The sequence below is a fragment of the Stenotrophomonas sp. genome, assembly GCF_032099025.1.
Taxonomy (GTDB): Bacteria; Pseudomonadota; Gammaproteobacteria; order Xanthomonadales; family Xanthomonadaceae; genus Stenotrophomonas.
Genome location: NZ_DAMCID010000034.1, coordinates 21,517 through 38,850 on the forward strand (window position 1 = coordinate 21,517; position 17,334 = coordinate 38,850).

Annotated in this window: 16 protein-coding genes; all 16 read left to right on the forward strand. The window is 67.8% G+C overall.

The window, feature by feature from the left end; all coding sequences use genetic code 11:
- The first annotated feature begins 1 nt into the window (after position 1).
- Positions 2–394, forward strand: coding sequence for a chemotaxis response regulator CheY (gene cheY, locus RT456_RS17530; protein WP_313348476.1), 393 nt, complete (start codon positions 2–4; stop codon positions 392–394).
- Complete coding sequence (locus RT456_RS17535) at positions 394–1,011, forward strand: protein phosphatase CheZ (RefSeq protein WP_313348477.1); 618 nt, start codon at positions 394–396, stop codon at positions 1,009–1,011. The genes cheY and RT456_RS17535 overlap by 1 nt, the downstream gene beginning before the upstream one ends.
- Positions 1,012–1,015: 4 nt before the next feature.
- The gene (locus RT456_RS17540; protein WP_313348479.1) at positions 1,016–2,854 is read left to right on the forward strand and encodes a chemotaxis protein CheA; all 1,839 of its coding nucleotides are present in this window, start codon (positions 1,016–1,018) and stop codon (positions 2,852–2,854) included.
- A gap of 35 nt (positions 2,855–2,889) precedes the next feature.
- Positions 2,890–3,630, forward strand: a complete 741-nt coding sequence (locus RT456_RS17545; protein WP_313348481.1) for a flagellar motor protein — start codon at positions 2,890–2,892, stop codon at positions 3,628–3,630.
- A gap of 1 nt (position 3,631) precedes the next feature.
- On the forward strand, positions 3,632–4,624 hold the full coding sequence (gene motD, locus RT456_RS17550) for a flagellar motor protein MotD (RefSeq protein WP_313348482.1): 993 nt from the start codon (positions 3,632–3,634) through the stop codon (positions 4,622–4,624).
- Positions 4,625–4,628: 4 nt separating this feature from the next.
- On the forward strand, positions 4,629–5,411 hold the full coding sequence (locus RT456_RS17555; protein WP_313348484.1) for a ParA family protein: 783 nt from the start codon (positions 4,629–4,631) through the stop codon (positions 5,409–5,411).
- Positions 5,408–6,598 (forward strand): chemotaxis protein CheW, encoded by a 1,191-nt coding sequence (locus tag RT456_RS17560; RefSeq protein WP_313348485.1) that lies wholly within the window; start codon positions 5,408–5,410, stop codon positions 6,596–6,598. Before RT456_RS17555 ends, RT456_RS17560 begins: the two co-directional genes overlap by 4 nt.
- A 163-nt stretch (positions 6,599–6,761) precedes the next feature.
- On the forward strand, positions 6,762–7,070 hold the full coding sequence (locus tag RT456_RS17565; RefSeq protein ID WP_313348486.1) for an STAS domain-containing protein: 309 nt from the start codon (positions 6,762–6,764) through the stop codon (positions 7,068–7,070).
- On the forward strand, positions 7,067–7,432 hold the full coding sequence (locus tag RT456_RS17570) for a response regulator (RefSeq protein ID WP_038688521.1): 366 nt from the start codon (positions 7,067–7,069) through the stop codon (positions 7,430–7,432). The genes RT456_RS17565 and RT456_RS17570 overlap by 4 nt, the downstream gene beginning before the upstream one ends.
- 48 nt (positions 7,433–7,480) lie before the next feature.
- On the forward strand, positions 7,481–9,460 hold the full coding sequence (locus RT456_RS17575) for a chemotaxis protein CheA (protein ID WP_313348488.1): 1,980 nt from the start codon (positions 7,481–7,483) through the stop codon (positions 9,458–9,460).
- Between the two features lie 929 nt (positions 9,461–10,389).
- Positions 10,390–12,630 carry a methyl-accepting chemotaxis protein gene (locus tag RT456_RS17580; RefSeq protein ID WP_313348490.1) on the forward strand — a complete coding sequence of 747 codons (2,241 nt, stop codon included), beginning with the start codon at positions 10,390–10,392 and terminating at the stop codon, positions 12,628–12,630.
- Positions 12,631–12,916: 286 nt separating this feature from the next.
- Positions 12,917–13,288 carry a hypothetical protein gene (locus RT456_RS17585; RefSeq protein WP_313348492.1) on the forward strand — a complete coding sequence of 124 codons (372 nt, stop codon included), beginning with the start codon at positions 12,917–12,919 and terminating at the stop codon, positions 13,286–13,288.
- A 117-nt stretch (positions 13,289–13,405) separates the two neighbouring features.
- Positions 13,406–14,182: a flagellar brake protein gene (locus tag RT456_RS17590; protein WP_313348494.1), complete on the forward strand. Its 777-nt coding sequence runs from the start codon at positions 13,406–13,408 to the stop codon at positions 14,180–14,182.
- 393 nt (positions 14,183–14,575) lie between these two features.
- Entirely contained in the window at positions 14,576–15,067 is a 492-nt protein-coding gene (locus tag RT456_RS17595; RefSeq protein WP_313348496.1) for a chemotaxis protein CheW, read from the forward strand.
- 147 nt (positions 15,068–15,214) lie between these two features.
- Positions 15,215–15,598 carry a hypothetical protein gene (locus tag RT456_RS17600; protein WP_313348498.1) on the forward strand — a complete coding sequence of 128 codons (384 nt, stop codon included), beginning with the start codon at positions 15,215–15,217 and terminating at the stop codon, positions 15,596–15,598.
- A 94-nt stretch (positions 15,599–15,692) separates the two neighbouring features.
- Positions 15,693–17,334, forward strand: a 1,642-nt coding sequence (locus RT456_RS17605; RefSeq protein WP_313348500.1) for an MCP four helix bundle domain-containing protein, incomplete at its 3' end; no start/stop codon positions are given.

The following is a 17,334-nucleotide window of genomic DNA, read 5'->3' on the forward strand; positions in this document are numbered from 1 at the left end:
TTTGAACAAGAACATGCGTATCCTGATCGTCGACGACTTCTCGACCATGCGTCGTATCGTCAAGAACCTGCTGGGCGATCTGGGCTTCACCAATACGGCCGAAGCCGAGGACGGGCATGCCGCGCTGGCCCTGCTGCAGAGCCAGGCGTTCGATTTCGTGGTCACCGACTGGAACATGCCGGTCATGACCGGTATCGACCTGCTCAAGGCGATCCGCGCCGATGCCAAGCTCAAGACGCTGCCGGTGCTGATGGTGACCGCCGAAGCCAAGCGCGAACAGATCATCGAAGCCGCCCAGTCCGGCGTGAACGGCTACATCATCAAGCCGTTCACCGCAGCGACCCTGGAAGAAAAGCTCGGCAAGATCTTCGAGCGTCTGGCGGCGAGCGCCTGATGGAAAGCCTTCGCGACAAGTCCGCGCTGGTGCAGCGCCTGCAGGATGCCCTGGCCGCGCTGGAAAGCGGTGACGAGGCCGGTTGGCGCCGGGAAATCGACGCCCTGGCCGCCGTGCGCACCCAGCCGATGATGGCCGGCCTGAACCGGCTTGCCCGCGAGCTGGGCCAGGCCCTGGGCGAGCTGCCCACCCTGCCCAGCGAGGCCGGCGAGCTGGACGACGCCTGCGCGCGCCTGGACCACGTGGTGGCGATGACCGAACAGGCCACCCACCGCACCCTGGACCTCGCCGAGGAATGCCGGGCACTGACCGAACAGCTGCGCGCCAACGGGCTGAGCCCGGACCAGGACCAGCAGCTGGACCGGATCCGCCACAACCTCACCGAAATCGCGCTGACCCAGAGCTACCAGGATCTCACCGGGCAGATCATCCGCCGCGTGGTGGGGATCGTGCGGCGCGTGCACGAAGGGTTCGGCGCGCTCGGCCTGCCGCCGCCGCAGGACGACACCGCCAACAAGCGCGACAACGGCCTGGCCGGCCCGGCCGTGACCGGGCTGGACCGCCACCAGGTATCGCAGGTGGATGCCGACGACCTGCTTTCAGATTTGGGGCTTTGAAACCATGAGTGCTGTTCCAGACGACATTGCCGCAGACTTCATCCTCGAGGCCCAGGAGATCCTGGATCGCCTCGGCGAACAGCTGGTGTCGCTGGAGCAGTCGCCCCAGGACAGCGACCAGCTCAACGCCGTCTTCCGTGGCTTCCATACGCTCAAGGGCGGTGCCGGCTTCCTCGGCATCCAGGCCATGGTCGAGCTCTGCCACGCCGCCGAGGAAACCCTCGGCATGGCACGTTCCGGCCAGGCCACGCTGCAGGCGCACCACTTCGATGCCGGCCAGCAATCGCTGGATTACCTGCAGTCGATGCTTGATTCGGTGGCTGCCGGCACCGAGCCGGGCTACGCCCCCCCGGAACTGATCGCGCAGTTCGACGTCAATGGTCCGGCCACGCCGGTTCCAGTAGCCGCGGCGGCCGGTGCGAGCAGCGGCGAGCTGATCAGCGACGACGAGTTCGAAGCCCTGCTCGACCAGCTGCATGGCGGCGCGGCACCCACCGCCGTGACGCCCACGAAACGCGCCGATGACGGCATGATCGGCGAAGACGAATTCGAGGCGCTGCTCGACCAGCTGCATGGCGGCGCCGCCCCGGGCAGCCACGCAGCGGTCGCGCCGGCACCCGTCGCCGCACCACCGCGCGCGGTGGCCGCCCCGGCCCCGGCCAAGCCGGCCGCCAACAAGCCGGTGGCCGAAGCCGAACACACCGTGCGCGTGGACACCAAGCGCCTGGATGCCATCGTCAACCTCATCGGCGAACTGGTGCTGTCGCGCAACCGGCTCAAGACCCTGCGCGCGCGCCTGCACGACGAAGAACTCGACCGCGCCGTCTCCACCCTGGACATCGCCACCGCCCGCCTGCAATCGGCGGTCATGCGCACCCGCATGCAGCCGGTGGGCAAGGTGTTCTCGCGCTTCCCCAAGGTGGCCCGCGACGTCGCGCGCAACCTCAAGAAGGAAGTGGAGCTGGAGCTGATCGGCGCCGAGACCGAACTGGACCGCAACCTGGTCGAGGCATTGGCCGATCCGCTGGTGCACCTGGTGCGCAACGCGATCGACCACGGCATTGAAATGCCCGAGCTGCGCGAAGCGCAGGGCAAGACCCGCAGCGGCAACGTCCGCCTGTCGGCACAGCAGGAAGGCGACTACGTCAGCATTGAAGTGCAGGACGACGGCGCCGGCATCGATCCGGAACGGCTGCGTGCGAAGGCGCGCGAGAAGGGCCTGATCGATCCCGAAGCCGCCGCCCGCCTGACCAGCGAAGAGTGCCTGCACCTGGTGTTCCTGCCGGGCTTCTCGACCAAGCAGGAAGTCACCGACATCTCCGGCCGCGGCGTGGGCATGGACGTGGTGCAGTCGCGTATCCGCGAACTCAGCGGCCAGATCCAGATCCAGTCCGAACTGGGCCGTGGCAGCCGCTTCATGATCCGCGTGCCGCTGACCCTGGCGATCCTGCCCACCCTGCTGGTCCAGGCCGGCGAAGATGTCTACGCCCTGCCCCTGGCGCGCGTGATGGAGGTGCTGCACGCCCCCAACTCCTCGCTGGGCTGGTTCGACGGGCGCGCCGTGCTGGACCGCAAGTCCCACACCCTGCCGCTGGTGGACCTGCGCCACTGGCTGGCGGTGGAACCGGTGGCCTCGCCGCTGCTCACCATCGTCGTGCTGCAGGCCGGGGAAGCACGCTTCGGCCTGGTCGTGGACCAGGTGCGCGGCCGCGAGGAAGTGGTGATCAAGCCCCTGCCCAAGGCGCTGCGCGGCCTGCGCGGCTACGCCGGCGCCACCCTGATCGGTGACGGCCGCATGTCGCTGATCCTCGACGTGGACGGCCTGCGCACCCCGCACGATTGATTCAAGTCCCCCACACGCAAGCCGATAACGGACAAATGGACAGACTCAGCCTCATTGGACTTTTCCTCGCCCTGGCCTCGCTGGTCGGCGGCAGCATCCTCAAGGGTGCCGGGCTGGCGTCGCTGTGGTCCCCCGCCGCATTCGTGATCGTCATTGTCGGCACCCTGGCCGCGATCCTGCTGCACACCTCGCCGGCCGTGTTCAAGCACGCCTTCAAGATCGTCAGCTGGGTGGTGCGCCCGCCGAGCAGCGACCGCGCCGAACTGATCCGCCAGATCGTGGAATGTAGCAACATCGCGCGCCGCCAGGGCCTGCTGGGCCTGGAAGCACAGGTGGACGCACAGGACGACCCGTTCCTGCGCAAGGGCCTGCAGCTGCTGGTGGATGGCGTGGAGCCGGAAACCATCCGCCACATGATGGAAATCGAACTGAGCAGCCAGGAGAGCCAGGACCTGGCCGCCTCCAAGGTGTTCGAGGGCATGGGCGTCTACGCCCCCACCCTGGGCATCATCGGCGCGGTGCTGGGCCTGATCGCCGTGATGAAGAACCTCGCCGACCCGAGCAAGCTCGGCCACGGCATCGCCGCCGCGTTCACCGCCACCATCTACGGCATCGCCTCGGCCAACCTGCTGTTCCTGCCGGTCTCGGCCAAGCTCAAGAGCGTGATCCACCACAACAGCCGCGACCGCGAGATGATCATCGAAGGCCTGATCTCGATCGCCCAGGGTGAGAACCCGCGCAACATCGAAACCAACCTGTCCGGGTTCCTGCACTGACATGGCCCGCCGCAAAGCCCACGAAGAGCATGCCAACCATGAGGCCTGGGCGATTCCCTACGCCGACCTCATGACCCTGCTGCTCGCGTTCTTCGTGGTGATGTACGCCATTTCCTCGCTCAACGAGGGCAAGTACCGGGTCATGGCCGATGCGCTGACCACCGCCTTCGGTGGCGCGCCGCGCACCATCAACCCGGTGCAGGTCGGCAACCAGCAGGTCCAGGGCGGCGGCTGGGACAGCCCGTCGGTGATCAAGGCCGGCAACCGGGTCGGCCCGTCCGCGCCCTCCCCGACCAACGACCCCACCCTGCTGCCGGCCATGGCCTCGCAGATGCGCATGCCGGTCTCGGTGCACAACCAGGAACAGCTGCAGCGCGCCGAGCGCCAGCTCAACACGATTGCCGACCGCCTCACCGCCACGCTGGCGCCGCTGATCGACCGCGGCATGATCACCGTGCGCCGCACCGAGCTGTGGATCGAAGTGGAGATCAACAGCGACATCCTGTTCACCACCGGCTCGGCCACGCTCGACGTGCATGCACGGGACACCCTGTCCTCCCTGGCCCAGGTCCTGCACGACGCCCCGAACGGCGTGCGCGTGGAAGGCCACACCGACAACGTGCCGATCGCCACCGCGATGTTTCCGTCCAACTGGGAACTCTCGGCCGCGCGCGCGGCCAGCGTGGTGCACCTGTTCGCCGACCAGGGCGTGCAGCCGGCACGGCTGGCGATGGTCGGCTACGGCCAGTTCCGCCCACGCGAAGACAACACCAGCGCCGACGGCCGCAACCGCAACCGGCGCGTGATGGTGATCATCCTGGCCGACACCGCGCAGGCCGTGGACCCGCTGGGTCCGCAGCTCACCGCCGACACCAGCGCGGCGGCACCGTCGTCCACCGCGCCCCCAGTTTCCCCCCTCGCCCCGGTGCAGTTGCCACCGGTGCCGGCCGGCAGCCGCATTGGCGCCGCCGCCCCCCCTGCAATGAAGGAGTGAACCGATGCGTATCTGGGCAATCGCCAACCAGAAAGGCGGCGTGGGCAAGACCACTACCACGCTCGCTCTCGGCCGCGGCCTGGCCACGCTCGGCCACCGCGTGCTGCTGATCGATCTTGATCCGCACTCGTCGCTGACCCGCGCGTTCGGCGTGCCGCTGGACCCCACGCCGCAGGGCGTGCTGGAACTGTTCGGCACCCCGCCGGCCGAGCTGGCCAGCCTCGCCCACCACAGCGATATTCCCGGTGTGGACTACGTGTGCGCCCAAGCCGCACTGGCCACGCTGGAGCGCCGCAGCGCCAACCAGCCCGGCCTGGGCCTGGCCCTGCAGAACGCGCTGGCGCGGCACCGGGGCCAGCACGACTACATCCTGCTCGACTGCGCGCCGACCCTGGGCCTGCTGATGATCAACGCGCTGGCCGCCGCCGACCGCCTGATCATTCCCACCCAGGCCGAACCATTGGCCCTGCACGGGCTGGATGGCATGGTGCGCACCGGCGAGATGGTGGAGCGCTCGCGTCGCCGCCCGCTGCCGATGTCGATCCTGCCGACCCTGTTCGACCGCCGCACCCGCACCGGCAACGAGACCCTCAAGCAGATGCAGGACAACCACGGCCACCGCGTCTGGGAAGACGCCATTCCGGTGGACACCCGGGTCAGCAATGCCGCCAGCCTGACCCTGCCGCTGCAGTCGACCGATTATCCCGGTCGCGGCCTGGCCTCCTACCGGCGCGCGCTGGAGTGGATCCTGGCCGACGACGCGCTGCATATGGAGCGCGCGGCATGAGTACCAGCGACGTACTGGACGACTACCTGGAAGAACTGCTCGGTGACGCCGTGCCCGCCGCAGCGGTCGCCGTGTCCACGCAGGACGAGCCCGAGGGCGTCGCCGAGGCGATCCGCGCCGAGTTCGCGCAGCCCCAGGAGACTGGCGAACCCGTCTTCGACAGCCCCACCGCGCCCGGCGCGCCGGCCGCGCTGGCGTTGCTCGACGAGCTGATGAACGACCCGGCCTTGGGCCCGGTGGTTGCACCCGCTGCCGCCGCACCGGCCTTCGACAGCCCGACCGCGCCCGGCGCACCCGCCGCGCTGGCCCTGCTCGACGAATTGATGAACGACCCGGCCTTGGGCCCGGTGGTTGCACCCGCTGCCGCCGCATCGGCCTTCGACAGCCCCACCGCGCCCGGCGCGCCGGCCGCGCTGGCCCTGCTCGACGAGCTGATGAACGACCCGGCGCTGGGCCCGGTCGCCGCCAGCGACAACGATGCGCGCCCCAGCTGGGACGACCTCCCGCCCGAGGCCCTGCACGACACCTCGGCGCCGCCAGCGCCGGCCCCTGCACCGCCACCGCCGGCACGCGCGCCTGCCCCCACACCGACGCCCGCCCCCACTGCCCGCGCCATGCCCACACCGCTCCCCGCTCCTGTCGCGCGCGCGGCACCGCCGCCGCCCGCGCCTGCCGCCGCCTCCGGGCGCCCCACCAGCTGGCAGGAACTGCAGGCCCAGGCCCGCAACCCCGCCTCCAGTCCGCGCGGCGACCGCCGCGCCAGCGAGCGCACCTCGCGCTGGCTGCGTCTTCGCTGCGGCGCCCAGGCGTACGCGCTGGAGCTGCTGAAGGTGCAGGAGGTGGTGCTGCCGGTCCCGTTGCTGCCGCTGCGCGGCACGTCCTCGGCCATGCTGGGCATCATGAACCTGCGTGGCCAGGTGGTGCCGGTGATGGACCTGGGCATCCACCTCGGCGCCGGCCCGGCCCACGACGATGCCAACACCCGCATCGTGGTGCTCGAGGAAGACGGCGAAACCATGGGCCTGCGGGTCTCGGCGGTGGAGGACGTGGCCAACCTCACCGACTCCCAGATCGAACCGCCGGATACCGCGCGCATCTGCCAGATCTCCAACGACCTGTTCCGCGGCGTGGCCCGCGTGACCGCCCAGCCGATGATCCTGCTGGATGCCACCCAGTTGTTGAGCTGAAGGTCGGTAGAGCCACGCCCTGCGTGGCTGCGCCGGGGCCGGACATCCTGCAGCCACGCAGGGCGTGGCTCTACGGAGGGGCGGCACCGACGATACCGGGCACCCCTAAAGGTTCTGCGACAGAGGCCGTTATAACTGTTGGAACCGTTTGTCCGGAGCAACGATGAGCACTGTGGCCCTGGGTGATGATCTCGGAATCGAGAACAGCACCGAGCTCAAAACACGCCTGGCCCCCTTGGTGGACCAGGCCGGCGATCTGACGCTGGATGCCAGCCAGGTCGGCCGTATCCATACCGCGGCAATGCAGGTCCTGTGTGCCTTCGTCGAGGCCCGCCGTCAGGCAGGCTACCCGACCGCATTCGACGGCTGCACTGCCACCTTCCGTGATGCCGCGCGCCTGCTCGGTGTCACCCAGGCCCTCGGCCTGGATGCAACCCATGACAACCTGAAATCTGTGGAGAACGCGGCATGAGCGCACGTATCTTGGTGGTGGACGATTCGGCGTCGATGCGCCAGATGGTCTCTTTCGCCCTCACCTCGGCTGGTTTTTCCGTCGAGGAAGCCGAAGACGGTGCCGTCGCACTGGGGCGGGCCAAGGGCCAGCGCTTCAATGCGGTGGTCACCGACGTGAACATGCCCAACATGGATGGCATCTCGCTGATCCGCGAACTGCGCCAGCTGCCGGACTACAAGTTCACGCCGATGCTGATGCTGACCACCGAATCGGCCGCCGACAAGAAGTCCGAAGGCAAGGCTGCCGGTGCCACCGGCTGGCTGGTCAAGCCGTTCAACCCGGAACAGCTGGTCGCCACCGTCCAGAAAGTCCTGGGCTGATCCCCTTCCGTCTTCTCCTCCCCCATTGGTAACCGGACCCGAACTCTCATGAGCATGGACCTGCAACGCTTCCACGCCACTTTCTTCGAGGAAAGCCGTGAGGGGCTGGACGCGATGGAAGCCGGGCTGCTGGCACTGGAATCGGGTCAGCAGGACCCTGAGATCATCAACTCGGTGTTCCGCGCCGCGCACTCCATCAAGGGCGGCGCCGGCACCTTCGGCTTCGATGCCATCGCCGCGCTGACCCACGTCCTGGAAACGCTGCTGGACGAACTGCGCGCCGGCAAGCGCGCGCTGGAAGCGGCCGCGGTGGACGCCATGCTCTCCTCGGTGGACGTGCTGCGCGCGCTGCTGCGCGAAGCCGAACACGGCACGCCGGCCGACCCGCAGGCCGTTGCCGCGATCAAGGCCCGCCTGGAAGCGGTGCTGTCCGGCCAGGCGCCGGCCGCCGCCGCACCGGCTGCCGCCAAGGTCGATGACACCCCGGAAGCGTGGCAGATCGGGTTCGTCCCGGCGCCGTCGCTGTTCATGAGCGGCAACGATCCGCTGCGCATCATCCGCGAGCTGGAACACCTCGGTTCGCTGCAGGTCGCCGCACGGATGGAACGCCTGCCCGGCTTCGACCAGCTGGACCCGCTCGAGGCCCACCTCGCGTGGGACCTGGGTCTGGTCGGCAAGGTGCCGCGCAGCAAGATCGAAGATACCTTCGCCTGGGTCGTGGACGACTGCGAACTGGACATCCGTCCGGCCGCACCGCCAAGCCTGGCCACCAGCGCACCGGCCGCGACCGCGGCCCCGGCCGCCGCCGCCGCGGCTGCACCTGCCGCTGCCACCCCGGCGGCCGCTGCCGCGCACGAGGCGGAAACCTCGATCCGCGTCGCCGTGGAAAAGGTCGATGCCCTCATCAACCTGGTCGGCGAACTGGTCATTACCCAGGCCATGCTCAAGCAGGTCTCGCATGCCCTCGATCCGGTGCATGCCGAGCAGCTGTTCGCCGGCCTGGACCTGCTGGAACGCAACACCCGTGACCTGCAGGAAGCGGTCATCGGCGTGCGCATGCTGCCGGTGGATGCGGTGTTCCGCCGCTTCCCGCGCCTGGTCCGCGACCTCTCCTCGCGCCTGGGCAAGCACGTGCGCCTGCGCACCATCGGCGAAGGCACCGAGCTGGACAAGGGCCTGATCGAGAAGATCGCCGACCCGCTGGTGCACCTGGTCCGCAACTCGATCGACCACGGCCTGGAAATGCCCGATGTCCGTCGTGACGCGGGCAAGGACGAAACCGGCACCATCACCCTGGCAGCCTCGCACCAGGGCGGCCACATCGTGATTGAAGTCAGCGACGACGGCCGCGGCCTGAATCGCGACAAGATCCTGTCCAAGGCCCTCGAGCGCGGCCTGGCCGTGCCCGACAACCCCACCGACGCCCAGGTCTGGGACCTGATCTTCCAGCCCGGCTTCTCCACTGCCGATGCCGTCACCGATCTGTCCGGGCGCGGCGTGGGCATGGACGTGGTCCGCCGCAACATCCAGGCCCTGGGTGGCGAAGTGCAGCTGGAAAGCAAGGCCGGCAATGGCACCCGCGTGCTGATCCGGCTGCCGCTGACCCTGGCCATCCTCGACGGCATGACCGTGTCGGTAGCCGGCGAAACCGTGATCCTGCCGCTTGCCTACGTGCTGGAGGCGCTGCAGCCGCAGGCCGAAGACGTGCGTTCGATGGCCGGCGAAGGCCGCGTGCTGCGCGTGCGTGGCGAGTACCTGCCGATCCTGTCGCTCAGCGAGTACTACGGCTTCGGCCGCCGCACCAACGATGATTCGCTGGTGGTGGTGGTGGAAGGCGATGGCCAGAAGATCGCGCTGGAAGTGGACGAACTGGTCGGCCAGCAGCAGGTCGTGGTGAAGAACATCGAGAACAACTACCGCCGCATCAGTGGCGTATCCGGTGCCACCATCCTGGGCGACGGCCGTGTCGCGCTGATCGTCGATATCGGCGGACTGGTGCGTTCGCTGCGGGTGCCGCAGGCGGCGTAACTGCCCGATGGTAGCGCCGGCCGTTGGCCGGGTGGACATGCCCCCGTTTGATTTCGGGGGCGTTTTTGTTTTTCGGCGCGTGGTTTCGCGAATGACGGTGGGGCCGAGCGATGATTGTTTTCTGGTGGGGCCGACCGGTGGTCGGCCGTCCTTCGTTCCGGGGTCATGAACGCCTGACGGGCGGCTTCGTTTCGGTCTAGACGTCGGAATCATGGCGGCAACCGTTGCCGCGTCGGCTTCGGACGCTTGTGCCGCTTCGTTGCGGGGTCATAACGCCTGACGGGCGGCTTCGTTTCGGTCTAAACGCTGGAACCATGGCGGCAACCGTTGCCGCGTCGGCTTCGGACGCTTGTGCCGCGCTGCGCGCGGTGTCCACGCAACAGAATCATGCCTCACAGATGCGGTCTGTCCCGGGCGCGTGGCGACGCGCTCATCGAAATGGTGCCCGACGGTCATGCGGCGCGGCGTGGACCTACGAACCGTTACGTGCGCAGGACGATCACGTAGTCAAACGCCAAGCCCCGCGCGACGAACTGATACGCAAGCCCGCCGATCGCGTGACCCACGGCCAACCCCGCGTAGATCCACGCCCTGCGTGGATGCGCTTCGTTCCGAGGCCAGGAACCCCTGATGGAAAACCGTGATGTCGGTCGGCGCCGATACGGCCCGGTATCGATACCCCATTCGCCACCGCACGGCGAATGCATTGCTACTGCTTGCTTTCGCAACGATCACGGCAAACCCGCAGCGTGCCGACATCCCGAAAAAAATGTGACATCGAACACTCAAGTTCAGACGCTCTGCCGCCGTTATCCGCAGTAGCGATGACACTTTCATTGCCCGTCCTACGCCCTGCCGCCGCACCGCTTTCGTCCTTCCGCCCAGCGCTCCCACGGCTGTGCGCCCCCGCCCCGTCCGGAGTTTCCAGCATGAAGTGGTTCCACGATCTGCCTATCGCCCGCAAACTCGCGGTCGGGTTTGCCCTCACCACCCTGATGACGATCGCGCTGGGCGTGTTCGCCCTGGTGCGCCTCAACAGCGTCAATGCCGAGCTTGCCGAGATGGCAAGCAACGACATCCCGTCCGTGCAGCACCTGGGCGAAGTGCGCGCGCAGCTGGGCGAATTCCGCACCTTCGAGCTGGCCCAGCTGACCATGCTGGACCAGGCCGACAAGGTCGCGGACTACAACAAGCGCATGGACGCCACCGCCAAGACCGTGCGCGACGAGCTGGCGGCCTATGCCGCCCTGCCCGCCGGCGGCGAGGAGAAGGGCCTGTACAAGAAGGTCGCTACCGATCTCGACGCCTACTTCGCCGCCAATGGCGAGATGCGTGCGGCCGTGGCGGCCGGTGATGGCGCGCTGGCCCAGCAGATCTCCGACGACAAGTCGCGCCCGGCGCGCCGCAAGATGTTCGACGACCTCAAGGAACTCGGCGCCTTCAGCAGCAACCTGATGCAGAGCAAGATCGCCGACGCCAATGCCACCCACCGCAACAGCGTGGCGGCCATCATCACCACCATCCTGCTGCTGTCGGCGCTGGCCGTGGCGATGGGCTTCGTGATCTCGCGCGCCATCACCCGCCCGATCCGCCAGGCCATGACCGCGATCCAGGCGGTTGCCCGTGGCGATCTGTCGGTGAACATCCCCAGCGTCACCAATGCCGACGAATCCGGCCGGATGCTGGCCGCTACCCGCGACATGACCCTGATGCTGCGCCGCTTCTCCGAGCAGACCCAGCAGATGGTCGAGATGCACGCCGGCCCGGACATCAGCCACCGCATCCCGGAAGACTTCCCGGGCGTGTACGGCCAGCTGGCCGTGGGCGTCAACACGGTGATCTTCGAGCACCTGGATTCGATCAAGGACGCCATCAACGTCCTCAACCAGTACGCCGCCGGCGACCTGTCGCAGAATGCGCGCCGCCTGCCGGGCACCCGCGCGATCCTGCACGAATCGATGGATGCGGCCAAGGCCAGCCTGCTGGCTATCAATACCCAGATCCAGTCGCTCGCCCAGGCCGCGGCCGCCGGTGACTTCACCCAGCGCGGCGATGCGCTGCGCTTCGACCACGACTTCCGGGTGATGATCGAACACCTGAACACCATGATGGAAGTGGCCGACGGCAACCTGTCCCAGCTCTCGCACCTGCTGCAGGCGATCGCCAACGGCGACCTCACCGCACGCATGCAGGGCCAGTTCCACGGCGTGTTCGCCAGCATGCGCGACGACGCCAACACCACCGTGGCCCAGCTGACCCAGATCGTCGGTCGCATCCAGCATGCGTCGGGCAGCATCAGCACCGCCGCCGGCGAGATCGCCTCGGGCAACAACGACCTGTCGCGCCGCACCGAGCAGCAGGCCGCCAACCTGGAAGAAACCGCCGCCTCGATGGAGGAACTGACCTCCACCGTGCGCCAGAACGCCGAACATGCCCGCCAGGCCAACCAGCTCGCCATCGGCGCGCATTCGGTGGCCTCGCAGGGCGGCGAAGTGGTCGGCAAGGTGGTCAGCACCATGCACGAGATCGACGCATCCTCGCGCCGCATCGCCGACATCATCACGGTCATCGACGGCATCGCGTTCCAGACCAACATCCTGGCGCTGAACGCCGCGGTGGAAGCCGCGCGTGCCGGCGAACAGGGCCGCGGCTTCGCCGTGGTCGCCTCCGAGGTGCGCACCCTGGCCCAGCGTTCGGCCAGCGCCGCCAAGGAGATCAAGGGCCTGATCGACGAGTCGGTCGGCAAGGTCGCCGAAGGCTCGGCACTGGTCAACCAGGCCGGCGCCACCATGGGCGAGATCGTGGCCTCGGTACAGCGCGTGACCGACATCATGGCCGAGATTTCCGCGGCCTCGCAGGAGCAGTCAGCCGGCATCGAGCAGGTCAACCAGACCGTCATGCAGATGGACGAGACCACCCAGCAGAACGCCGCGCTGGTCGAAGAAGCCACCGCCGCCGCACGTTCGATGGAAGAACAGGCCGGCCACCTCACCGATGCGGTGTCGCTGTTCAAGCTCGATGCGCACGCCGCGCCGGTGGCGGCCGCCGCACCGGTGGCCGCGCGCAGCGCCGCACCGTCGCGTGCCCGACCGGCCGCGCCGGCACCGGCGCGTCGGGCGGCGGTACGCGAACCGGCGCTGGCCAACGAGAGTGACTGGCAGGAATTCTGACGCACGCCAGCACTGCGCATGATCGACGACACCCCGCCCGCGCGGGGTGTCGTCGTTTTGAGCGGCCCGTCACATATCCGAAACAACACTGCCTTGAATCGTCGAATGCCCACTGAAACGCATCAAGTTCACCGCGCACCGCGCCGCTACCCGTCTACTGCATGGCCTGGGAAGGATGGAACGTGGTGGGGTCGGTCTCTTGAAGCGGTGGTCGGGATTTCCCTCTTCGGCCCGCGCTGCGCTCTGCGCGGTCGCACTGGCCGCGTGGCTGGGCGGGTTGGTGCCCGTGCTGTACTCACACCTGGCCGCACGCGAACCCGCGTTGAGCGCCGCGCAGATCCTGGCCCGGCTCGGCCCGCTGCCCGCCACCCACGGTGCGCCGCTGCTGCTGCGGATCGGGGCGCCCTGCGCCTGTGCCCACAACACCCTGGCCGTCCTGCCTGCCTTGCAGGCCGTGGATTACCACAGCATCTCCACCGTGGTGCCTTATCCCTGGGTGGTACTCGATGGGGAGCAGCGGCTGGTGTACGCGGGACCTGCGCTGATCACCCGTGAAGACGGCCGTCCACAGTCGGCCGCACCGCTGGTGCAGCGCCTGCTGGCACATCCGCAGCCACCGATGATCCTGTCGTCGCGCTGCTCATGCGTGCAGGAGTAGCCCCATCACGGGTCGCCGTACACACATTCGCCCTACATTATTGTGAACCGGTGCCGATAAACGGACAGAGACCCGGCATCGCTTGATGTCTGTACCCGCCCAACCCAGCCAGAGTCCATGTCCGAAGGCAGCCTTGACGCACACGACGCTCCCCATGCCGCCGATGACGACGGCACGGATGACCGTTACCTGGTACGCAACCCCCGGCAGATCCGGCAGTTGTTGCAGGCGCTGATTGACCAGCGTTCGCTGATCAACGCGCATCTGGGCGGTCGCGACCAGTCGTTCCCGACCGCGATCCTCGAGCTGGACGAGGACGAGGACTGCCTGCTGCTGGACGGCAGCCCCTCCGAGCCGGCCAACCGCGCCGCCGAGGACGCCGGCCACCTGCTGTGCTTCGCGCAGCTGGACCGGGTGATGGTGCGCTTCCGCCTGGACCACCTGGAACGCACGGGCGGCCACCGCCACGTTGCCTTCCGCGTGCCGTTCCCGACCGAGCTGGTGCACCTGCAGCGCCGCGAGCTGTACCGGCTGGAGACGCCCATCACCGACTCGCCGCAGCTGATGTTCCCGATCAACGAAGACCGCAGCGAGGCCCTGCACCTGCGCGTGGTGGACATCAGCGGCGGCGGCCTGGCCGTGACCGTGCCGGTGGACTGCAACATCTTCAGCATGCAGAAGCGCTACGACGCGCGCCTGGACGTGCCCGACGCCGGCCCGCTGCATGTGTCGCTGATCGTCTGCAACCAGCTGGCGGTCAAGCTGCCCAGCGGCGCGGAAATGAAGCGCATCGGCATGCGTTTCGACGGCCTGCCGCGCGGCGGCGACAGCGCGATCCAGCGCTACATCTTCCGCATCGACCGCCAACGCAGCGCCCGCAAAAACGGCGAGTAGAGCCGACGGTAGAGCCGACTGTTAGTCGGCTGCCCGTTGGTTACCTGATGCGTGTGCGGGCCGACAGTGGGTCGGCGCCTCAACGAGGGGAACGGGCCGTACCAACCAACGGTCGGCACCTACCGCTTTTCCTGTGCGCACCCACACAGCGTCAAAGGGTTGGCGGGGGTGGGTTTGCGGGACTGTAGAAAACATGGATGTTTTCTACAAGCCTCCAAGGATGGATTCACGGCGTGTCCCGCCAACCCGCACCCGCCAGCCCAAGCCCGGGGCACCCTCAGACCCAGCGCTCTTGCTCTATGCCCTGCGCCTCTAAAGTCGCGGCTTCCCAGGCCGATATTGAGCGTGACGCCCCGCTTTTCCGACCGCCACGCCCGACCCAGGATCCCTTCCATGAAAGACAGCAACCCCAACGCCGCCAGCAGCGGTGGCGAGTTCCTCAGCTTCACCCTCGGCGCCGAGCACTACGGCGTGGACATCCTCAAGGTGCAGGAAATCCGCGGCTATGACTCCGTCACCCGCGTCCCCGATGCCCCCGATTACATCAAGGGTGTCATCAACCTGCGCGGCACCATCGTTCCCGTCATCGACCTGCGCCTCAAGCTGCGCCTGGACGAAGCCCGCTACGACGCCTTCACCGTCATGATCGTCCTCAACGTCGAAGACCGCGTCGTCGGCATCGTGGTCGACAGCGTCTCCGACGTGATCCCGCTGAGCGCCGAGCAGATCCGCCCGACCCCCGAGTTCGGCGCCGCCGTCGATACCCGCTTCATCTCCGGCATCGGCACCCAGGACGATCGCATGCTCATCCTGCTGGACATCGAAACCCTGCTCGACAGCGCCGACATGGGCCAGACCGCCGTCGTCGAAGACGTCGCCGCCTGACCTGCCGTCCGCGATGGACGAGATCGATTTTCGTTCAAGAAAGTCCTTCAGTTCTGTCGCAAACGGCCGATAGCTGGATTCAGGACCCGGCGCAGTGGCAACCGCCACGCCCGGGCCAACTATCCATATCCCCCGGAGAATCTCCCGATGAAGTCCCTGCTCGCTCTGTTTTCGGTTGCCGTGCTCGCCTCTTCCGCGTCGTCCGCCTTCGCCCAGTCGGCCGACATGATCCCGCCGGAGCTGGCCGCGCGCGCCGTCGGCAAGGATGGCATGGTCTGCGGCAAGGTCGAAAAGGCCCGCTACGCTGAAGGCTCCGAAGGCCAGCCGACCTTCCTGTACATGGGCGGCGCCTTCCCGCGCCACACCTTCTCGGCCCGCATCGCCGGCGCCAACCGCGGCAAGTTCAGCTTCCCGCTGGAAACCCTGGAAGGCAAGACCGTCTGCGTGATCGGCAAGATTGCCCGTGATGCCTCGCGCGCTGAAATCGAAGTCAGCTCGCCGGCCGGCCTGAAGCTCGCCAACATCAAGTAACCGTCCAACGCCCTGCCACGCCGGCACTGGCCGGCGTGGTCGCTGCAACCGGGCGCCACGCCCGGACGCGTTTGCCACTGGAGACTGCACCACCATGCCGTGGATCAATAACCTCAAACTGATGCCGAAGTTGATGCTGACTTTCGGCGTACTCCTGCTGGTGATGCTGCTGCAGGGCGTAGTCGCCTATCGTGGCCTGCACTCCCTCAACAACGTGACCACCGAACTGGCCGGCAACCGGATGGAAAGCATCCGCATGGCCGGCGAGATGCGTGGCATGCTTGGCGAATACCGCAACTCGGCCTACCAGGGCCTGATCCGCGCCAGCGACGACGTCAAGGCCGAAGCCAAGACCCGCGCGGCCGACCTGCGCGGCAAGATCGACGCCTCGATCAAGAAGTACCCCGCCCTCATCGACAGCCCCCAGCAGAAGAAGCTGTTCGACGCCTTCGCCAAGGACTGGACCGATTCGCTGGCCTCCTACGATTCCGTCACCGAAATGCTGGAGCTGGACCTGCCGGACGACGCCATCGATACCTTCGTCGGCGAAACCCGCACCAAGCACCTCAAGGCCTCCAGCGCGCTTGAAACGCTGATTGCCGAAGACAACCGCCTCGCCCGCGCCTCGCGCGAAGAAGCGGAGTCCACCTACGCCACCTCGGCCACCCTGACCATCATCGCCCTGCTCGGCGGTGCCGCGCTCGGCCTGGTGCTGGTGTACCTGTTCGCCCGCTCCCTGGTCGGCAGCGTCCGCGGCGCCGTGTCGGTGGCCAACGAAGTGGCCGGCGGCAAGCTGGACGGCACCATCGACGTCAGCCGCAAGGACGAAGTCGGCGACCTCATGCAGGCCATGCAGCGCATGCAGCGCGACCTGCGCGACCGTACCGAGACCGAACAGGCCGTGGCCCGCGAAAACCTGCGCATCCGTACCGCGCTGGACTACAGCTCCACCGGCGTCTACCTGACCGACAACAACCTCAACATCGTCTACGCCAACCGCGCCCTGGAACAGACCCTGTCCCAGTACCAGGACGAGCTGAGCAGGAGCCTGCCCGACTTCGACGCCGGCGCCTCGCTGGTCGGCCGCCCGCTGACCGTGCTTGAGCACCGTGGCGAAATGGACGCCAACCTGCTGGCCAACCTCAAGCAGCACGGTGTCGCCCGCCGCGCCATGCAGTTCGGTGACGCGCAGTTCGCCCAGGTCGTGTCGACCATCCGCAATGAAGAAGGCGAGAGCGTCGGCCATGTCGTCGAATGGCGCGACCGCACCCCCGAGGCGCTGGTCGAGGCCGAAGTCGCGCGCGTGATCGCCCAGGCCGCCGCCGGCGACCTGTCCGGCCGCATCGGCGCTGAAGGCAAGGACGGCTTCTTCCTGCAGCTGGCCCAGCAGATCAACGGCCTGCTCGACGCCAATGCATCCAGCATCGAGCAGATCTCCGGCCTGCTCACCGCGCTGTCGCAGGGCGACCTGACCGTGCGCATGCACGGCGAGTTCGACGGCGTGTTCGCCACCATGCGCGACGATGCCAACGCCACCGCCGAACAGCTCAGCGGCATCGTGACCAGGATCAAGCAGTCCAGCATGGCCATCAGTTCGGCCGCCAGCGAGATCGCCACCGGCAACAGCGACCTGTCGCGCCGTACCGAACAGCAGGCCGCCAACCTGGAAGAAACCGCCGCCTCGATGGAGGAACTGACCTCCACCGTGCGCCAGAACGCCGAACATGCCCGCCAGG

Coding starts and splice junctions, on each gene's coding strand:
- RT456_RS17595 (WP_313348496.1), top strand. CDS start 14,576: ATGAAAGACAGCAACCCCAACGCCGCCAGCAGCGGTGGCGAGTTCCTC.
- RT456_RS17555 (WP_313348484.1), top strand. CDS start 4,629: ATGCGTATCTGGGCAATCGCCAACCAGAAAGGCGGCGTGGGCAAGACC.
- RT456_RS17565 (WP_313348486.1), top strand. CDS start 6,762: ATGAGCACTGTGGCCCTGGGTGATGATCTCGGAATCGAGAACAGCACC.
- RT456_RS17575 (WP_313348488.1), top strand. CDS start 7,481: ATGAGCATGGACCTGCAACGCTTCCACGCCACTTTCTTCGAGGAAAGC.
- RT456_RS17570 (WP_038688521.1), top strand. CDS start 7,067: ATGAGCGCACGTATCTTGGTGGTGGACGATTCGGCGTCGATGCGCCAG.
- RT456_RS17540 (WP_313348479.1), top strand. CDS start 1,016: ATGAGTGCTGTTCCAGACGACATTGCCGCAGACTTCATCCTCGAGGCC.
- RT456_RS17535 (WP_313348477.1), top strand. CDS start 394: ATGGAAAGCCTTCGCGACAAGTCCGCGCTGGTGCAGCGCCTGCAGGAT.
- motD (WP_313348482.1), top strand. CDS start 3,632: ATGGCCCGCCGCAAAGCCCACGAAGAGCATGCCAACCATGAGGCCTGG.
- RT456_RS17560 (WP_313348485.1), top strand. CDS start 5,408: ATGAGTACCAGCGACGTACTGGACGACTACCTGGAAGAACTGCTCGGT.
- RT456_RS17580 (WP_313348490.1), top strand. CDS start 10,390: ATGAAGTGGTTCCACGATCTGCCTATCGCCCGCAAACTCGCGGTCGGG.
- RT456_RS17600 (WP_313348498.1), top strand. CDS start 15,215: ATGAAGTCCCTGCTCGCTCTGTTTTCGGTTGCCGTGCTCGCCTCTTCC.
- RT456_RS17545 (WP_313348481.1), top strand. CDS start 2,890: ATGGACAGACTCAGCCTCATTGGACTTTTCCTCGCCCTGGCCTCGCTG.
- RT456_RS17590 (WP_313348494.1), top strand. CDS start 13,406: ATGTCCGAAGGCAGCCTTGACGCACACGACGCTCCCCATGCCGCCGAT.